Source organism: Chryseobacterium sp. 2VB (assembly GCF_005503635.1).
Lineage (GTDB): Bacteria > Bacteroidota > Bacteroidia > Flavobacteriales > Weeksellaceae > Chryseobacterium > Chryseobacterium cupriresistens.
In genome coordinates this window covers 49,598-69,455 of record NZ_SCNC01000018.1, presented here as the reverse complement: position 1 = coordinate 69,455, position 19,858 = coordinate 49,598, and the positions used below count along the sequence as shown (strand labels likewise).

The 19,858-nt window shown below is 34.8% G+C and carries 12 protein-coding genes; all 12 read left to right on the top strand.

Features of this window, described 5'->3' with window-relative positions; translation table 11 throughout:
* The first annotated feature begins 85 nt into the window (after positions 1-85).
* Positions 86-793, top strand: coding sequence for a prolyl oligopeptidase family serine peptidase (locus tag FFS26_RS16150; RefSeq protein ID WP_110011038.1), 708 nt, complete (start codon positions 86-88; stop codon positions 791-793).
* A gap of 82 nt (positions 794-875) precedes the next feature.
* On the top strand, positions 876-3,203 hold the full coding sequence (gene bglX, locus FFS26_RS16145; RefSeq protein WP_137905562.1) for a beta-glucosidase BglX: 2,328 nt from the start codon (positions 876-878) through the stop codon (positions 3,201-3,203).
* 83 nt (positions 3,204-3,286) lie between these two features.
* On the top strand, positions 3,287-3,685 hold the full coding sequence (locus FFS26_RS16140; RefSeq protein WP_137905561.1) for a hypothetical protein: 399 nt from the start codon (positions 3,287-3,289) through the stop codon (positions 3,683-3,685).
* Positions 3,686-3,804: 119 nt separating this feature from the next.
* Positions 3,805-4,215, top strand: coding sequence for a hypothetical protein (locus FFS26_RS16135; RefSeq protein WP_137905560.1), 411 nt, complete (start codon positions 3,805-3,807; stop codon positions 4,213-4,215).
* Between the two features lie 265 nt (positions 4,216-4,480).
* Positions 4,481-6,109 carry a T9SS type A sorting domain-containing protein gene (locus tag FFS26_RS16130; protein WP_137905559.1) on the top strand — a complete coding sequence of 543 codons (1,629 nt, stop codon included), beginning with the start codon at positions 4,481-4,483 and terminating at the stop codon, positions 6,107-6,109.
* Between the two features lie 4 nt (positions 6,110-6,113).
* Positions 6,114-9,683, top strand: coding sequence for a hypothetical protein (locus FFS26_RS16125; protein WP_137905558.1), 3,570 nt, complete (start codon positions 6,114-6,116; stop codon positions 9,681-9,683).
* Positions 9,684-9,688: 5 nt separating this feature from the next.
* A complete protein-coding gene (locus FFS26_RS16120) occupies positions 9,689-13,213 on the top strand; it encodes a DUF6443 domain-containing protein (protein WP_137905557.1) in 3,525 nt (1,174 codons plus the stop codon).
* Between the two features lie 93 nt (positions 13,214-13,306).
* Complete coding sequence (locus FFS26_RS16115) at positions 13,307-13,774, top strand: hypothetical protein (protein ID WP_137905556.1); 468 nt, start codon at positions 13,307-13,309, stop codon at positions 13,772-13,774.
* 344 nt (positions 13,775-14,118) lie between these two features.
* On the top strand, positions 14,119-14,262 hold the full coding sequence (locus tag FFS26_RS22570; protein WP_156121528.1) for a bacteriocin-like protein: 144 nt from the start codon (positions 14,119-14,121) through the stop codon (positions 14,260-14,262).
* Between the two features lie 1,902 nt (positions 14,263-16,164).
* Positions 16,165-17,592 (top strand): adenylosuccinate lyase, encoded by a 1,428-nt coding sequence (gene purB / locus FFS26_RS16110; protein ID WP_047421604.1) that lies wholly within the window; start codon positions 16,165-16,167, stop codon positions 17,590-17,592.
* A 51-nt stretch (positions 17,593-17,643) separates the two neighbouring features.
* Entirely contained in the window at positions 17,644-18,615 is a 972-nt protein-coding gene (locus tag FFS26_RS16105; protein WP_228449445.1) for a WG repeat-containing protein, read from the top strand.
* Between the two features lie 200 nt (positions 18,616-18,815).
* Positions 18,816-19,847 (top strand): YhcG family protein, encoded by a 1,032-nt coding sequence (locus FFS26_RS16100; RefSeq protein ID WP_137905554.1) that lies wholly within the window; start codon positions 18,816-18,818, stop codon positions 19,845-19,847.
* Positions 19,848-19,858: the final 11 nt, after the last annotated feature.

Sequence of the window (19,858 nt, the reverse complement as noted above, 5' to 3'; positions counted from 1 at the left end):
CCATTATCCTGAGCTTAGTCGAAGGGAATCCGTTTACATAAAAAAAATCAAATCCGCTGGCTTTAGCCAAAACCTAAATAACAATATGAAACTAAAACTGAAACATATTCCTCTTTTACTGCTGCCGTTTTCAATACCAATGAATGCGCAGGAGATAAAAGGGGAACTCAATAAAGAAATTAGAAGACAGGAAAAAATGTCTTACATTCTGGATTATCCGCAGAATGTTAAAGGAAATGTACCACTAATAGTTTTCCTTCATGGTTCAGGAGAGCGTGGAGCTAATCTTGATCTGGTAAAGGCACATAGCCCGTTTACCTATAAAAACCTGATCAAAGAACCTGTAGCTGTTCTCGCACCCCAATGCCCGGAAGGAACATGGTGGGATACGGTTACCGTATATCATCTGATCAAGGAAATTCAGAAGAAATATAAAATTGATGCTTCCCGTATTTATCTTACAGGACTTTCTATGGGAGGATGGGGAACCTTAAAGCTGGCTATGGAGCATCCGGAAATGTTTGCTGCAGTGGCTTCAGTTTGTGCCCCTACAGATCAGGTAATGACCGCTAATATTCATCGGTTTAAAGATCTGAACATGAAAATTTTCCATGGCGGAATGGACGATATTGTACTACCTGCCAATGCTTTTAATTTTTATCAGAAGCTGCATCCTGTAAATCCTTCAGCAGAATTGGTTATCTTCCCGAATGATAATCATAACTCATGGGATTCGGCATACTCAAATCCAGCTCTGTATGAATGGATGCTGTCTAAAAAGAAAGAAAAATAATCCCAAAATACACAATGATTGAAAAATAAACCCATCAAATTAAAGCAAAAAATATAAAACAATAATTTAAGAAGATAGATTTATGAAAAAGTTAATTGTAATTGCCACTTTAGCATTGGCACCTGTATTTTCCGCACAGGAAATGGTAACGAAGCCCGTTCAGTCTTACCAGACAGCTCAGTATCAGGCTAAGAAGAAAGCTTTTGTAGACAATCTTTTATCTAAAATGACATTGGATGAAAAAATTGGCCAGATGAACCTTCCGACTTCCGGAGATTTCACTACAGGACAGGCACAGAGCTCTGATATCGGAAAGAAAGTAGAGCAGGGATTAGTCGGCGGATTATTCAATATAAAAGGAGCAGATAAGATCAAGGCTGTTCAGAAAGTGGCTGTAGAAAAAAGCCGTCTGAAGATTCCTATGATTTTCGGGATGGATGTTATTCACGGCTATGAAACTACTTTCCCGATTCCTTTAGGACTGGCTGCTTCATGGGATATGAATCTTATCCAGCAATCTGCAAAAGTAGCTGCGAGAGAAGCTGCTTCTGATGGGATCAACTGGACATTCTCTCCTATGGTAGATATTTCCCGCGAGCCAAGATGGGGTAGAGTATCAGAAGGTTCTGGTGAAGACCCATATTTAGGAAGTGAAATTTCTAAAAATATGGTGTATGGCTATCAGGGGAAAGACCTGGCTAATGGAACCAATATCTTAGCTTGCGTGAAACACTTTGCCTTATATGGAGCAGGGGAATCCGGAAGAGATTACAATACGGTTGATATGAGCCATGTAAGGATGTTCAACGAATATTTTCCTCCTTACAAAGCTGCAGTGGATGCTGGTGTGGCTTCTGTAATGGCCTCTTTCAATGAAGTGGACGGAGTACCGGCGACAGGAAACAGATGGCTTCAGACAGAAGTTTTAAGAAATCTATGGAAGTTCAAAGGCTTCGTAGTAACTGACTATACCGGTATTAATGAAATGGTAGACCACGGTATGGGAGATCTTCAGCAGGTATCTGCTTTGGCTTTAAAAGCTGGAGTTGATATGGATATGGTGGGAGAAGGTTTTTTAACAACTTTAAAAAAATCCCTTCAGGAAGGAAAAGTTACACAAGCTGAAATTGATATGGCAGCAAGAAGAATTCTTGAAGCAAAATACGATCTTGGTTTATTTGATAATCCATACAAGCATGGAGATGCGAAGTTAGCGGCAAAAGAAGTCTATAATATGGAAAACCGTAATATAGCAAGAAATGCAGCTGCCCAATCTATGGTGTTATTGAAAAATGACAATCAGGTATTGCCTTTGAAAAAATCAGGAACAGTGGCTGTAATCGGACCATTGGTGAATAACTCAATGAATATGGCCGGAACTTGGAGTGTTGCTACAAAACATGCTGCTTCAGTTTCTTTGATGCAGGGATTACAGTCGAACTACGGAAAAGAAGTTAAGTTTTTATCAGCAAAAGGAGCCAATATAGACTATGATGCCAAATTAGAAGAAATTTATGCTGCTCACGGTAAAAAAACAGACAGAGACAACCGTTCCAAAGAAGAATTGTTAAAAGAAGCGGTAGATGTTGCCAGCAAAGCAGATGTGATTGTTCTGGCTATCGGAGAATCTGCTGAAATGAGTGGGGAATCTTCTTCAAGAACAGAAATTACGATTCCACAGTCTCAGGTTGATCTGCTAAACGAATTAAAGAAGACGGGAAAACCAATTGCAATGGTTCTTTTCACAGGACGTCCTTTAGCTTTAACCAATGTAAAAGATACTCCGGATTCTATTCTGAATGCCTGGTTTGCCGGATCTGAAGCAGGTAATGCGATTGCGGATGTTCTGTTCGGAAAAGTAAACCCGTCGGGGAAACTTCCAATGACTTTCCCAAGAAGCCTTGGACAAGTGCCAATCTATTATAATGCTAAAAATACAGGTCGCCCGCTGAGCCAGGATAAAGTAGACAAATGTACTTATGAAAGATTCCGTTCGAACTATATGGACGAATGTAATACGCCTTTATATGCTTTCGGATACGGATTAAGCTACACCAAATTCAATTATTCTGATATGGCAGTTTCCACTGCTACCGCGAAAGGAAATCAGACCGTTCAGGCATCCGTTACTGTAACAAATACAGGAAATTATGACGGAGCTGAGGTTGTTCAGTTGTATATCAGAGATATGGTGGGAAGTATTACAAGACCGGTAAAAGAATTAAAAGGTTTCCATAAAATATTTCTGAAAAAAGGAGAATCTAAAAAAGTAACTTTTGATATCACTCCAGAAAGTTTGAAATTCTATAACGGAGATCTGAAATATGACTGGGAATCAGGAGAATTTGATATTATGATCGGAACCAGTTCTGACAATGTTCAGCATTCAAAGATTAACTGGACTAAGTAAGTAAGTCACCGGATTGTGTTATGATGTTTTTTTTGGCATGATTTTTAATAATACCTCGGGTAATTATTAATATACAAATCGACATGAAAAAAACAATTTTATTAAGCACAATGTTCCTGGGTTCTTTACTATTTGCACAAAAAGGAACAATAAGAGGTGGAGATAAAGATGCACACGGATGTATTGGTTCTGCAGGATATACTTATTCTCAAATTAAGAAAGACTGTATAAGAACGTTTGAACAGAAAATCAAGTTAACAGAAGTAGCTCCGAAAGACAGCTATACTTCAATAGCTGCAGTTATTTTCAGTAAAGACATGAAACAAGCTGAGGTTTTTGTAAAAGATGCCGGTGAAAGAAGCATCATCCTTACCAGAGCAGGAGGTAAAGCCAAAGCATGGAAAAAGGATGGTTATGTATTGGTTCCTTACAAAAAGCACGGATACCAGCTTAAAAAGGATAATATCGTGATCTATCAGTAAGATCCGGTTTTAAAAAGAAAAACCGCTCGCAAGAGTGGTTTTTTTTGTACCTTAGAGAAATTAATTAATATCACATTTTTGGGATATTTTTAATCCATCAGAAAACAAAAATTTTACCTATGAAAAAAATAATTTTACTCAGTGCCATGTTCCTTGGTTCATTCGTTTTTGCGCAAAAAAGTACTCCTGTTCTGGGAGGCGACAGAGATGTTCACGGTTGTATCGGTTCAGCAGGATATACATATTCACAATTAAGAAATAATTGTATACAGACTTTCAATCAGAAAATAAAACTCAAAGAAGTAAATTCAGACAAAAGCTATACTTCAATGACGGCAGTTATTTTTAATAAAAGCATGACTAAAGCCGAAGTATTCATTCCGGATGGAGCTGCAAAAAGCATTATTTTGGATAAGCAGGGAAAAGCAAAAATATGGAAAAGCGGAGCTCATCTGAAAGACAGCTATGTTTTAACTCCCTATAAAAAAAGCTACCAGATCAAGAAGAATGATGAAGTCATTTATAAGTAAAATAAAACCAGAAATAACAGACCACTCGCAAGGGTGGTTTTTTTATGTCAATAGTTAAAATTAATTCGGTTTAATACGACATGTTTTGACGTTGCGGATAGATATTTTTACATCATAATAAAATAAAAACTGGTATAAATAGAGAGAATCTAATTAAAAATAGTATGATTTACAGGATACCACACAAAAATGATTTCCATGTCTTAAAAAGTGTTAAATTCGCGAAGTTTTAAGAAACTAATTACTAACTCAAAAAAAACATAGAATGAAGAAATTCTATTTCGGTGCATTCACTTTATGCACAATCCTGGGCCTATCTGCTCAGGAAGTGGTTTGGCAGAAAGACATCCAATCTTCTACCCAGGATTTTCTAAGCCAGGTGACTACAACTATTGATCAGCAATATTTGATCACAGGAAGTTCTATTCAAAGCAATAAGCAACAAGCTTCAGGCAGTAAGCAAAACAACGGTTACGATTTTCATTTGATCAAACTGAATCAGCAAGGTGAAGAAGTCTGGGAAAAATATTTCTCAGGACAAAACCACGATTATCTGTCTGCTACTGTTACCACGCAGGATGGTGGATTTCTCTTAGCCGGAACTTCTTATTCAGGAAAAGGACTGGATAAAAAAGAAGATTCCAAAGGAGGCTCAGATATCTGGCTGATCAGAATCAATGAATTTGGAGATGAACTATGGCAGAAAACGTTAGGAAGTTCTTCCGATGAAGAAGCCAGAGCTGTGATTCAAACGACAGATTTAGGATTTTTTGTTGCCGGAAATGTCCAAAACTCATCAAAAGGCTATGGTTCCAAAGATGTTTTAATTACCCGATTAGACAAAGACGGAAAAGAATTATCACAATTGATTTTAGGTGGAAAAGGTTTAGACGAAGTAGAAAAGATGATTCCAACGAGAGATGGAGGAGCTTTATTAGGAATTTATTCGAGGAGTTCCGAGATTCGTGTTTCTGGATCTGACAAAGGTTCCGGGATGCGAGATGCGGGTTCTGTATCAGACGTTCAAAGCCCGAAACCCGTATCCCGTACCTCGAAACAAACTGAAAATTTCGGTGAAGGCGACTACTGGATTGTCAAGCTGGACAAAAACGGAAAAGTAGAATGGGAAAAGAACTTTGGAGGTAAAGGAGATGATCATATCAGAACGCTGGCATTAACTTCAAATGGCTTTATCATTGGTGGAGAATCCAGATCAGAAAGGTCAGGTAATAAAACCGTAGGAATTGAAGAAGGAACAGATCTTTGGCTGATTTCTTTAAATGAAAGAGGGGATGAACAGTGGCAGAAATCCTTCAACTTCAAGAACCGTGATATCCTGATGGGAATGAGCGTTCTTCATGCAGCAGATGATAAATCTTCCAAAGGAATTTTATTAGGTGGCTATACTCAGGCAGAAGGAAGAATAGAAACTGATGATGAAACATTCTGGATGCTTTATCTGGACCAAGACGGAAATGAACAGTGGAGAAAACACGTCAAAGGAGAATCCAGAAAAAAAGAAGAAAGACTTTCTGATTTAAAGCTGAACAGAGATGGCTCTATTGTTCTGGCCGGAACCAGTGCAGAAGAATTGGGGAAAGAAAACTGGAAGATTGTCAAGTTAGGAGATAAGCAGGTTGATCAGTTGATTGAAAAATATGACATCAAAATTTATCCGAATCCTGTTTCAGACTATGCTTACGTCGAAATAGGTTTTGATTTTAAGGATGCAGAAATTTTCTTATATGATATGAGTGGAAGACAGCTTCAGAGTATTAAAGCAAAGAATAAAGTAACTAAGATTAATACCCAGGCTTTAGTTCAGGGAGCTTATCTGGTGACTGTAAAAACGGATACAAATAAAACGGCGAATGCTAAATTGATTAAGAAGTAAACTTATGAAAAAGATTTTTATAATAGTAACTTTATTGTTTATATATAATATTGGATTTTCACAGATTTTCAAAAATCCTAATAATATATTTCCATATACTCCTGAAACGAGTAGTCTTTTAAAATATCATGAAACACCTGTTTCAAATTATACAGGCGTTCCTAATATTTCAATACCAATTTATACTGTAAAATCAGGAAGTATAGAGGTCCCAATTAATCTATCTTATCATGCGGGGGGAATACTAGTTTCCGAAATGGCAAGTACTGTAGGTTTAGGTTGGTCTATCAGTACTGTAGATCCAATCACGCGGAAAATTAATGGATTAGTTGATGAAAATGGTATAATGGAAAACAATTCGGATAATATAGAAGGATTTTTAAATAATAATATAGACTATCAACAAAATTTATTAAATCTAATTAGATATCCACAAAATAATCAACCACTTTCAGATCTTATGCCCGATGAATTTAATTTATCTTTAGATGGTTTTTCAGGAAGTTTTTTTTATAATCCAAAGAATAAGAAAATAGTTACATTTCCGATATCAGATTTAAAGGTTGATTATAATAAAATCGGTTCACAAATAAAAAAAATTGATACAATTAACATTACTGCAACTAATGGTATTAAATATACATTTGGAGGTGATGGAACAGAGACTTTTTATAATACTGCTACACCGTCTAGTAATTTTTATGGTGCCAATGCATGGAAGATAAAGAGAATAAAAGGAATTGATAATAATGTTATTAATTTTTCTTACTTACCTCACAACATCATCAAAAGAACTATTGCACCACAGGCAAGGCTTTTCCCATATACACTTCATGTATCAGCACTTGCGTGTAGTCCTTCTTCAAATACAGGAATTAATCCTGTTGAAACTGATACTCAGTTTTCATCAATGGAATCACTTTTAGAAAGAATAGAAACTTCTGATGCTACAGTTAATTTTGTTTATTCTAATAGGTTAGATTTTAATGATTTAAAAAAACTTGATAAAATTATTGTTAAAAATAAAACAGGTCAAATAATTTCAGAAAAAAGATTTAATTATGGATATTTTGAAACTATTCCACAGGCTGCTGGGGTTTCAGATCCTACCGAGGATGTTACGAAAAGATTGAAGTTGTTATCTTATCAAGAGTGTGATAGGGATGGAAAGTGTATAACAACTTCTTTTGAGTATTATGAAGAAAACAAAATGACACAGAGGAATTCTTATTCTTCCGACCACTGGGGGTACTATAATGGCAAATTAAATAATTATGGTTATCCTAACGTGCCAATTAAATATTATAAAATTATGGGTAATTCTGTTGTAACTGTTGACGGATTTACTAAAGATCTTCAATCTGATTTAATCAGGATAGCTAATAAGGATGTTGATCCTTTATATACTCAAACTTTTTCTTTAAAATCAATTACTTATCCCGAGGGAGGAAAGAATGAATATATTTACGAACCTAATACAGCCAGTTCATTATTATATCAACCAAGTGATGAACATTATTTTTTAAAAACAAAAAAAGTACTTAATAAGGGTGAATTATTTGTAATAAGTGGTAGCGTAGAAGGAGATAATATCAACTATTCTCAACCACCAACAACAATTGAAAACAATTATACTAAAACATTTGTAAGAGAAATTGATCTTTCAAATTACGATAAGCATCTCAATTTGAAAATTACAAGAACATCAACTTTTAAAGCATCAACTTTTTCAAATTCGCTAGATAGCAGCTATTTATATGCATTATTTAGTATTTATTATTTTGAAAATGGAATTAAAAAATATTGGATATCAGATGTTCCACTAGATAGTGAAGTTACATTGGATTTTCACGAATATAATAGTCAAAATGTTCCGACCCAAAAGGTGTATGCGGAAATAAAACATATATATTGGGGAGGATTAAATTCCACTGGTAATATATCCAATTATATATATTTTTATTCTCAGGTAGGTTTTAGCTGGGAGGAGCCTGACCCCAATGCAATTGACACTCCCATCATTTTGGGTGGTGGAATACGCATCAAAGAAATCAAACAATATGATAATGATCAATACAAATATTCTACAAAATACTCCTATACAAAGAATGGAAATCCTCAGCTTTCAAGCGGAGTATTGTTTGATATTCCAATGTACACTAAAAATAACAGAGTAGGACGAATTACCTCTGGGAGTTGTAGTGGAACAGCAGGTGGTTATGTTGGAGTGGGAAAGTCTGTAGAAGATGCTATTGAACTTTCTGTAAATCCTGTTATTACTGGCATGAGAACACAAGGCAAAACAATTGGCTATACAAATGTTGAAGTAGTAAAAACAGATGCTAATAATAATCCAAAAGGAAGAGAAATATTCCAATATTATACAGAGCCACCATTACAGACAGGAGATAATTTTCTGGCTACCAATGAAAGTACTTCAGCAAAGTATGAATTTATAGAAAGTAGAGATTGGAGAAATGGACAACTGATAAAATATATAGCTTTTAAAAATGCAACTGACACAATTAGAACAATTGAAAGAAATTTTTATATTTCAGGAGCTCCTGCTGCAATGGCAAACTATCTGTTGGATAGAAATGTGAAGATGATTTTATATAATTTAATTTCACCTATAGATTATGTTCCAGGAGGAATTACATTCAGAGATTACGGACCACCAATATCATTTGCTAATGATTTATATATTAATGGTGTTTATCCTTCATATATTGGTATGAATTCAAATACTAGTCCTGCTCCTTTCCCAATTTTTGTAAGACATAACGATGCATTTTTATTGAAAAAAGAGACAACAACCGATTATTTTACTAATGGCCGTAAGAAATCAAAAACATCAGAATATCTTTATGAAGATGCATTATATCCAACAAAATTAACTTCCCAAAAAGATAGTTTTTCAGGAGAGGATGTTACCATTAATACCAGCTATAAATATTCTCCTGAAAAAGGAAATCAAAAATTAATTACAGGCAATATGATTGGTATTCCTTTAGAAACAGAAACAACACAAACTATTGGAACTGCTACCAAAACAATTTCAAAGGTTGAAACCAAATATGATAATCCCTTGAACTTACTTCCCAGCTCTGTTGTGTCTACAGATTTACAAAATGTTGTTTCTAATGAAGTGACTTATGATCAATATGACAACAAGGGTAATTTGCAGCAGTACACTACCAAGGACGGCCTTTCCACAGTAATCGTCTGGGGTTACAATCTAACCCAGCCCATTGCAAAGATTGAAGGAGCCAAATTAACAGATATCCAGCAGTCATTAATAGATTTCATTGTTAATGCTTCTAACACAGATGCCTCTGCTGTAGCTAATAATGATGAAACCTCATTTTTATCTGTACTGAATACCTTCAGAAACAGTCTGCCAAACTATCAGATTACCACTTATACTTATGACCCATTAATTGGGGTAAGAACCATCACACCACCATCCGGAATCAGAGAAAGCTATGTTTATGATTCCGCAAACAGGCTTCAGAAAGTGATCGATGTGAATGGTAAAGTGTTGAAGGAAATGAAATACAACTATAAAAACTAAAACTGATGAAAAAGATAATAATACCAATAGGAGCGTTGCTCTTATCCAATATAGCCTATGCGCAGCTTTCCACGATTTCAAGCAATGAAAACTATATTCAGTCCAAAACGTATCTGGATTATAATGGTACTACAGCTACAAAATCCTCAGAATCTGTACAGTATTTTGACGGGCTGGGAAGACCAAAACAGATTGTTAACATAGCAGCATCACCACTGGGACGTGACGTTGTGACCCATATTGAATATGACCCGTTCGGAAGGCAGGTCAAAGATTATCTTCCTGTTCCCCAGCTTTCTACCAGCAATGGAAACTATTATTCAGGGCCATTGGGTGTTTATCCCAACACCTACGGGAATGAAAAGATCTATTCTGAAAAAGTGCTGGAAAACTCACCATTGGATAGGGTTCTGGAACAGAAACAGGTAGGTAATGACTGGAACGGAAAATCTGTAAAGTTTAGCTATGACACCAACGGATTGAATGAAGTCTATCAGTTTACCACGAGCACAAGCTGGGTAGATGGGGCTAGTAAAAGTGTATTGAGCTTATCACCTGCCACAGTTTATGCCCCAAACCAGCTTTATAAAAACTCTGTCAAAGATGAGGATGGCAATGAAACCATAGAATTTAAAAACGGTAGAGGACAGGTTGTGTTGGTAAGGAAAGTCATGAGCCCCGCAGAAAATGTGGATACCTATTATGTTTACAATGAATATGACCAGCTGGCTTTTGTCATTCCTCCTCTGGCTGTTCATAAGCCTATTACGGATGATCTTCTCAATACCTTATGCTATCAGTACCATTATGATGGTAGGGGAAGACTGGTGGAAAAAAAGCTTCCCGGAAAAGGCTGGGAATTTATGGTATATGATAAAGCCGACAGGCTGATGCTTACCCAGGATGCCAATATGAAAGGATCTGGAAAATGGATGATGACCAAGTATGACCAGTTTGGAAGAGTTGCCTATACAGGAATATTCAGTTCAAATGACAGTAGGGCGACAATACAGGATCAGATCAAGGATTTGGTTATTTATGATGCGCGCCATTCTACAGGTTTTGTAAGAAATGGAATGAATATTTATTATACGGCTGTCTATTTTACCCCGGAAAGTATTTTGTCTGTTAATTATTACGACTCTTATCCTGCCTACAGTTTTAATCCGGCATTCCCTTCAACAATTCAGGGAGAACCGGTATTGACTGCAACCCCTGCAGCTGACGGAAGAAGTACGAAAGGGCAGCCTGTAATGAGTTTTGTAAAAAACATTGAAGATGATAACTGGACCAGGAACTATACCTATTACGATCAGAAAGGAAGAGCCATTGGAAGTCACTCTATCAACCATTTGGGAGGCTATACTCACACAGAATCCAAACTTGATTTTGCGGGAGTTACGAAACAGACTGTAACAAAACATAAAAGACTTAACACGGATACTGAAAGAGTGATTACCGAAACGTTTGATTATGACAGCCAGAACAGGTTATTGGTACACAAACATCAGGTAGACAGTAATCCGGTAGAGATTTTAACTCAGAATAAGTACAATGAAATTTCTCAGCTTGAATCTAAGAAAGTAGGTGGAACATCTCTATCATCACCATTACAGACCATAGATTATAAATACAATATCCGTGGTTGGATGACCCAGATTAATGATCCTGGCAACTTAGGAAGTGATCTCTTTGGGTATAAGATCAATTATAATAAAGTGGAAGGGCTGGAAATTCCCAATGCAGACTACCCGAATCAAAAAGTAAAACCGAAATACAATGGAAATATTGCAGAAGTATCATGGAAAACCCTAACAGAAGATAATGAACCGTTAAAAAGATATGGCTACGCATATGATAGTGTAAACAGACTCACAGGTGGTTTTTATCAGAAGGATACAAATCCCTATGCAAAAGAATACAATGAGCTTCTGGCCTATGACGTGAATGGAAATATCCTGAATCTGGTAAGAACTGAAGGATTGCTTCCAGGAGCAAACACCACTTTAATGATTGATAATCTGAAGTATGATTATGTAGGAAATAAGTTAGTGAAAGTTACAGATCAGCAGCAAAATCCATCTGGTTATCCTTCCATTACAGTTCCTAATCCTATTGAGTATGATAATGGCAATCTCAGCGGGAATGGAAACATGACCAAACATTTGGATAAAGGGATTTCCTCTATTGAATATAATTATTTAAATTTACCAGATAAGATTACCCAAAACTCAAAATTGACAAGCTATCTTTACAGAGCAGACGGGGTAAAAGTAAAGAAGCTTTTTGGAGATCTGGAGACCCATTATCTGGATGGCTTTCAGTATAAAACTACATTTTTAAGAGAATCCTGGAATGGAGAAGGCACTTTCATTCCTGATCCTAATGAGATTCCTGAATTGAAATTGAGAATAATTCCTACTTCTGAAGGATATTATGATACGCTTCTCAACAAGTATGTCTATAATTTTACAGATCATTTGGGAAATGTAAGATTAAGTTATACCGATACAAATGGAGATGGTATTATCCAGCCAAGGAGATATAATACATCAACATGTTCGCCTAAATTTGGTTGCCTTGGAGAATGGAAACCGGGAGAAATTGTAGAAGTCAATACTTATTATCCTTTTGGATTATTGCATAATTATACAGCTACAACGCAGAATGCTTATCAGTATAAGTACAATGGTAAAGAACTTCAGGAGACGGGAATGTATGATTATGGAGCAAGAATGTATATGCCAGACTTGGGAAGATGGGGAGTTGTTGATCCGTTGGCAGAAAAGTATGCAGATTCTGCACCATATGTATATACAGGAAATAACCCAGTAATTTTTATTGATCCCAATGGAATGGAAATCGTTAATGGAGAAACAGAGAATAGAAAAAAACTTGAGAAAGACGTAAAACAACGAGAATCATTGTTAAATTCACAGTATAAAGGTAATAAAAATCTAACAAAGAAAGATTTTGATTCTAAAAAAGATTATAACAAATATGAGACCATTGTAAAAGGTTTGAATGAAGCTCAAGGAAATTTAGATAAAAGTATTGCCCTTGAAAAAGGGATTCAATCTGTTATAGATAATTTTAAAGGTGTGGATCCAGGTAATTTTAATTTAGCCAATAATTTGCAGTATAAAGATGCAAACGGTGTAACTCATGATATTGATGTTGTAGTTAAATCTGGAGAAGCTTCATCTTATGGAGGAGCCTTTACAGCAACTGCCTTTACCTCTACAAAAGACACAAATGGTAATTCCCAATATTTTGGAATTCATTCAATCACAACAACTTTAGATTTTAAGAAGGTAACTCCGTTCTCAGGAGCTTTTGCTCATGAAATGGGTCATGCCTATAATACTGCTATGAATCCAGCACAGGCAAGATCTCAAGGAGTTGGAGATTCTGGCACTATTAATTGTCAAGCTCCAGCAAATAGAAATACTTTCCAATCTAAGACAGCTATGGATTGGCAAGAAAACTTTATACTAAAACAAATGAGTAAATTTCAAATAATTAAATAATTAATAATTATGTTCAAGTCATTCTATATACTAGTATTTACAATTTTTATATCAAGCTTATCTTTTTCCCAAACTGTAAATGAAAAGTTCAAAATGAATTTAATTGAAGATGGTATTTTAACCATTCAAGATAAGAATAATAAAAATAAATACTATAATCCCGAATTAATAAACATGCAATTTGACACAGTAAAAACTACTTCAATTTATTTGGATGAAAATTTTAAAATTTTAAAATTTAATCTTAAAAAGGATAAAGTAGAATATGATCGTGATAAACTAGTTGCTTTATTTAATTCTTCCTTTTGCGATACATATGTTTTAGCAATTGACTCTGAAAATAACAGCTATAAACTCTCTGGATTTTCAAAAAATGATCTTCTTTATTTTATAAATTCTATCAAGAAAATTTTTCATAACAAGAGTTCTAAATATGTACTAACTTATTTAAAAGATAATATTCAGGAAATAGATTTTGACTGCATATATAAAAGTTTGAAGAATGAAAAATTTGACAATAGATGTATTATATCATGCGCGGAAGGGATAAGGAGTCATTAAATTGCTTCTAAAGGATTGGCGAGCGTCTCGCTCGTGTCCGAAAATAAAACATAAAGCCACTGTTCTTGCAGTGGCTTTTACTCCCCTGCTGGCGCGAGCGTCTCGCTCGTGTCCACAAATAAAACGAAGCCTCTGCAATAGCAGAGGTTTTTTATTTTCCCTGTTTTGAAAAACTATATTGATATATAATGATCATCAAAAGTTAATAAACAAATTGTCTTTGTAAATTGTATAAAATGAATAGTTTATATTTTTTTATCTGAAAAATTTCTATATTGTATTACCAAATTAAAGCGTAATCCGAAAAGCATATAGAGTAGGAGAAAAATCAAAAAAATGTTATTATGAAAAATCTAAGAAAACTTTCAAAAAGAGAATTGAAAACAGTTCAGGGAGGTATCCCGATGTGTCTTGCAGGATACTTCTGGTGCTCACTGGAAAGAAAATGTATTCCGGTAGGGTCACCATGCGGACTTATTATTGATTAATTTCATTCATGAAAATAAGGTAAAGAACAGGCTGTCTCAGAAATGAGATAGCTTTTTTTTATGTGCTCTCACCAATTGACTTAGGAATCAGGAGCGTTAAGAAAATTTCAATGTAATCCGTTAAAAAATTTCCACTGTCTAAGCATGGGACTTGCTCAGAACCGAAGCAGAACCGAATGATCCATGCGAGTTTGGAAATTTTAGGATTCCATTTAAATTTTTAGCGGATGATTCCCCATCTTGAACTTTTGCATACTTTTGTTTGACTACGTCGAATCTTTGATTTCAAGACAAAAGTATAAATGAAAATCATATTAAATATTTTACAAATTATTTGTTTTACTTCTTTTTTAATCTGTGTCTTTTATTTATTAATGGTATTAGCCAGTAGTCACAACATTCCTCTTCGTGTATATCTGAAAATGGTCATTGCAATTCTAATTTCTATAATCCTATATTTCTATCTGCGATATATTAAAAAGAAAAGGTTCGGCAGCTAGTCTCGCCTAGAACATGGTTATAAATAGAACAAGAGATAGTATTAGTTTCTAGTATTAAAAATTAACATGCTACTTATATCTGACTTAGGAATCAGAAGCGTCAAGAAAATTTCAATGTAATCCGTTAAAAAATTTCCACTGTCTAAGCATGGGACTTGCTCAGAACCGAAGCGGAACCGGATGATCCATGCGAGTTTGGAAATTTTAGGATTCCATTTAAATTTTTAGCGGATAATTCCAGTCTTGAACTTTTGCATACTTTTGTTTCAAGACAAAAGTATAAATGAAAATCATATTAAATATTTCCCAAGTTATTGTTTTACTTCTTTTTTGTATATGTCACTTATTTATTCATGGTATTAACCGCCAGTCATTTAAAAAGTAGTATGTACTAATGTACGACTTAGGAATCAGGAACGTTAAGAAAATTTCAATGTAATCCGTTAAAAAATTTCCACTGTCTGAGCATGGGACTTGCTCAGAACCGAAGCGGAACCGGATGATCCATGCGAGTTTGGAAATTTTAGGAGTACATTGAAATTTTTAGCGGATGATTCCGTCTTGAACTTTTGTATACTTTTGTTTGACTACGTCGAATCTTTGATTTCAAGACAAAAGTATAGATGAAAATCATATTAAATATTTCACAGGTTATTTGTTTTACTTTTTTTTAATCTGTGTCTTTTATGTATTGATGGTATTAGCCAGTAGTCATTTAAAAAGTAGTATGTTACTTATTAATGCCCGACTTAGGAATCAGAAGCGTCAAGAAAATTTCAATGTAATCCGTTAAAAAATTTCCACTGTCTGAGCATGGGACTTACTCAGAACCGAAGCAGAACCGGATGATCCATGCGAGTTTGGAAATTTTAGGAGTACATTTAAATTTTTAGCGGATGATTCCCGTCTTGAACTTTTGTATACTTTTGTTTGACTACGTCGAATCTTCGATTTCAAGACAAAAGTATAGATGAAAATCATATTAAATATTTCACAGGTTATTTGTTTTACTTTTTTTTAGTCTGTGTATTTTATATTGGTGGTATTAGCCAGCAGTCATTTAAAAAGTAGTATGTTACTCATTAATGTCCGACTTAGGAATCAGGAGCGTTAAGAAAATTTGAATGTAATCCGTTAAAAAATTTCCACTGTCTGAGCATGGGGCTTTTTCAGAACCGAAGCAGAACCGAATTATCCATGCGAGTTTGGAAATTTTAGGAGTACATTTAAATTTTTAGCGGATAATTCCAGTCTTGAACTTTTGTATACTTTTGTTTTAAGACAAAAGTATAGATGAAAATCTTTTATTTGATTCAGAATATGGTTGAAAAATCATAAAAACAGGATTTTCATCTCTCACTGAAAAAGCGTATTTTTGTACATCTAAAAAGTAAAAGAACGAATGAATTCCTACAAAAATCCATTGGAAGAGCGCTACTCCAGTGAAGAAATGTTATTTAACTTCTCACACAATAACAAATTCCAGAATTGGAGAAAGCTTTGGATAGCTCTTGCTGAAATCGAAAAAGACCTTGGACTTGAAATTACAGACGAGCAGATCGCTGAGTTAAAAGCTAATGCTGAAAACATCGATTATGAGAAAGCAGCAGAGTACGAAAAAAAATTCCGTCATGATGTAATGGCTCACGTTCACGCCTATGGTGATGTGGCGCCTTCAGCAAAAGGAATTATCCACCTTGGAGCTACTTCAGCTTTTGTAGGAGACAATACAGACTTAATCCAAATCCGTGACGGACTTTTAATCTTAAAGAAAAAGTTGGTTAACGTCATGAAGAACTTAGCAGACTTTGCTATTCAGTATAAAGACCTTCCGACTTTAGGATTCACACACTTCCAGCCGGCTCAGCTGACAACAGTTGGGAAAAGAGCTACCCTTTGGTTACAGAGTTTGGTTCTTGACATCGAAGAACTGGATTTCTTCCTTGAAACCCTTCGTTTCAGAGGAGTAAAAGGAACTACAGGAACTGCTGCCAGTTTCCTTGAGCTTTTCAACGGTGATTATTCCAAAGTAAAACACCTAGATAAAGAACTTTCAAAAAGATTCGGCTTCGATAAAGTTTTCGGAGTTTCCGGACAGACTTACGATAGAAAAATTGATGCGAAAGTAGTTGCTTTATTAGGAAATATTGCACAGTCTGCGCATAAATTCACAAACGATTTACGTTTACTTCAAAACCTTAAGGAAATTGAAGAACCATTCGAGAAAAATCAGATAGGTTCATCGGCAATGGCTTACAAACGTAATCCCATGAGAAGCGAAAGAATCGGAGCATTGGCAAAATATGTAATGTCTCTGACAACAAGTTCTGCAATGGTGGCCTCTACACAATGGTTTGAAAGAACATTGGACGACTCTGCCAACAAGAGATTAACCATTCCTCAGGCATTTTTAGCTGTTGATGCTATTCTTTTGATCTGGAACAATATTCTGAACGGAATTGTTGTTTATCCAAACAGAATCAACAAACATATTATGGAAGAGCTTCCTTTCATGGCGACAGAATACATCATCATGGAAGAGGTAAAAGCGGGTGGTGACCGTCAGGAAATCCACGAGGTGATCAGGGTTCACTCTATGGAAGCTTCCAAGAAAGTGAAAGAAGAAGGAAAAGAAAACGACCTTATCGAGAGAATCTTAAATGATGATTCTTTAAAACTAGACAAATCAAAACTGAAAGAAGTTTTAGATCCTAAAAACTTTATTGGTTTCGCGCCGATCCAGACTGAGGAATTCATCAAAAATGAAGTGCAGCCGATTATAGACCAAAACAAAGATTTAATAGGATTAGAAGCTGATCTTAAAGTATAAAACAATATGCAGTCTTTTCGGCTGCATATTTTATTTCCCACTCCAACTAATATGAAAAAACTACTACTAACCATTATATTAACACCAGTCATTTCTTTTTCTCAGACTAAAGAAGATTTACATTATTTCAAATCCAAAGATTCTTTAGTAGGAGTAAAAGATAAAGTAGGAAAAATAATTGTTCCTGCGCAGTTCAAAGTCTTTTCATTCCTAAAAGATGGAGATCCTGTAGAAGGAGAAACCATTCTTTTTGACGGAACTAAAGAAGGCGAAGAACCGGAGAAAAATGCATGGGGCTATGTGTATGATAGAAATGGAAAATTCCTGTATCAGCCTTTCCTTTTTGACAATGGAGCAGATTATTTCTCTGAAGGGGTAAGAAGACTGGTTAAAAATGGAAAAGTAGGATTTGCAGACCGAAACGGAAAAATTGTCATTGAAGCTGAGCATGATTTTGCATTCCCCTTCAATTACGGTTATGCTGCATTTTGTGACGGCTGTGATTGGGAAAAAACAAATGAGGAGCACAGATCCATTGTAGGCGGAAAATGGGGAGTAATGAATGTCAAAGGAGAAACAGTTCAGCCATTAACAAAACCATCAGAAAAGGATGTTGAAATAGACGGGAAATACTACCCGAACCCGTTTCAGTACAATGAAAAGGAGAAGAATATCCTTCAGTTCTTTGAAAAGCAGAAGAAAAAACTGTCAGATCTTTATTATGTGAACTTTTATAATAAACTGTCTGAAAAAGAAAAGAATCTGTTTTTTGAAATTGTGGAAAGACCAAAAGAAAACTTTCCGTATTATCAGGTGAATACCTATAATTACAGGAAAAAGGACTTGGATATGCTGTACCGCTTCAAGTTTCTGGTTTCAGAAGATGGAAAAACATTTTATGCCATTGAGGATTTTAATGAAAAGAAAGTTCCTTTTGAAAACTGGCTGAAAGAAGAAATAAAAAATGCTGAGGATTTTCAGAAAGAACATAAGGACAATCCGAATAAATTTATCAATAAATAATATAAAATTGGAAATTCGGCAGTTCAAATTTGAAGAACATATGACTTATTCCTTTAAATTTGTACAGAATAATGATTGGAGGGAAAATCTCTTTCAAAAATTTCCAATATAGATGGGTTTAAAGAAAAAAACTTTAACTCAGAAAAAGTAAAAAAGAAAAATAAATCTAATATTAAAAATCTGACATCTAATTTTTAATAATGTTACAGAATCAAAATTATCAACAATTAATGTCCGATCTTAAGGAGCTGGTAGACAAGACAAGAAGTCAGGTCGCTGCTCAGGTAAACTCGGCAATGGTGGTTTTGTACTGGGAGATAGGAAAAAGAATAAATGAAGATGTTTTAGATAATAAGAGGGCAGAGTATGGTAAAGAAGTTATTGTACAAATCTCTCAACAACTTAAGTTAGAATTTGGAAATTCATTTTCTGAGAAAAATATCCGAAAAATGATGCAGTTTGCGTCTGTTTTTAGTGATTTTAATATTGTCGCATCAGCGATGCGACAATTATCATGGACTCACTTTCTGCTTCTTATTCCTATTTCACAAGATACTAAAAGAAACTTTTATCTTGAAGTTTGTAAAATTGAAAATTGGAGTGTCAGAGTCTTAAGAGAGAAAATCAATTCTCTGCTTTTTGAACGAACAGCAATAAGTAAAAAGCCTGAGGAAATAATAGATAAAGAACTGAAAAAATGGTCTGAAAATAATCTTTTAAACCCTGATTTGGTTTTTAAAGATCCCTATTTTCTTGATTTTTTGGAATTGAAAGATACCTTTTCTGAAAAAGATTTAGAAGAAGCCATTATCGTAGAACTTCAAAAATTCATTTCTGAGTTGGGAAGTGATTTTGCATTTCTTTCAAGACAAAAAAGAATCACAATAGATAATAGAGACTACTATCTGGATTTGCTTTTCTATCATAGGAAATTAAAGTCTTTAGTCGTTATCGAATTGAAATTAGGTGAATTTGAAGCCAGCCATAAAGGGCAGATGGAGCTTTATCTCTCATACCTTAATAAATATGAAAAAGTAGAAGGTGAAAACCCTCCCATTGGTTTAATACTTTGTTCCGGGAAAAATTCCGAACATATAGAACTCATGAATCTGGAAGGGGATAATATAAAAGTAGCAGAATATTTACTTATCTTACCTTCAGAAAAAGTTTTGCTTGAAAAATTGCATCGTTCAATAGAGATAGCAAGAAATAAATTTGAAAATAAAAAATAAATCTAATATTA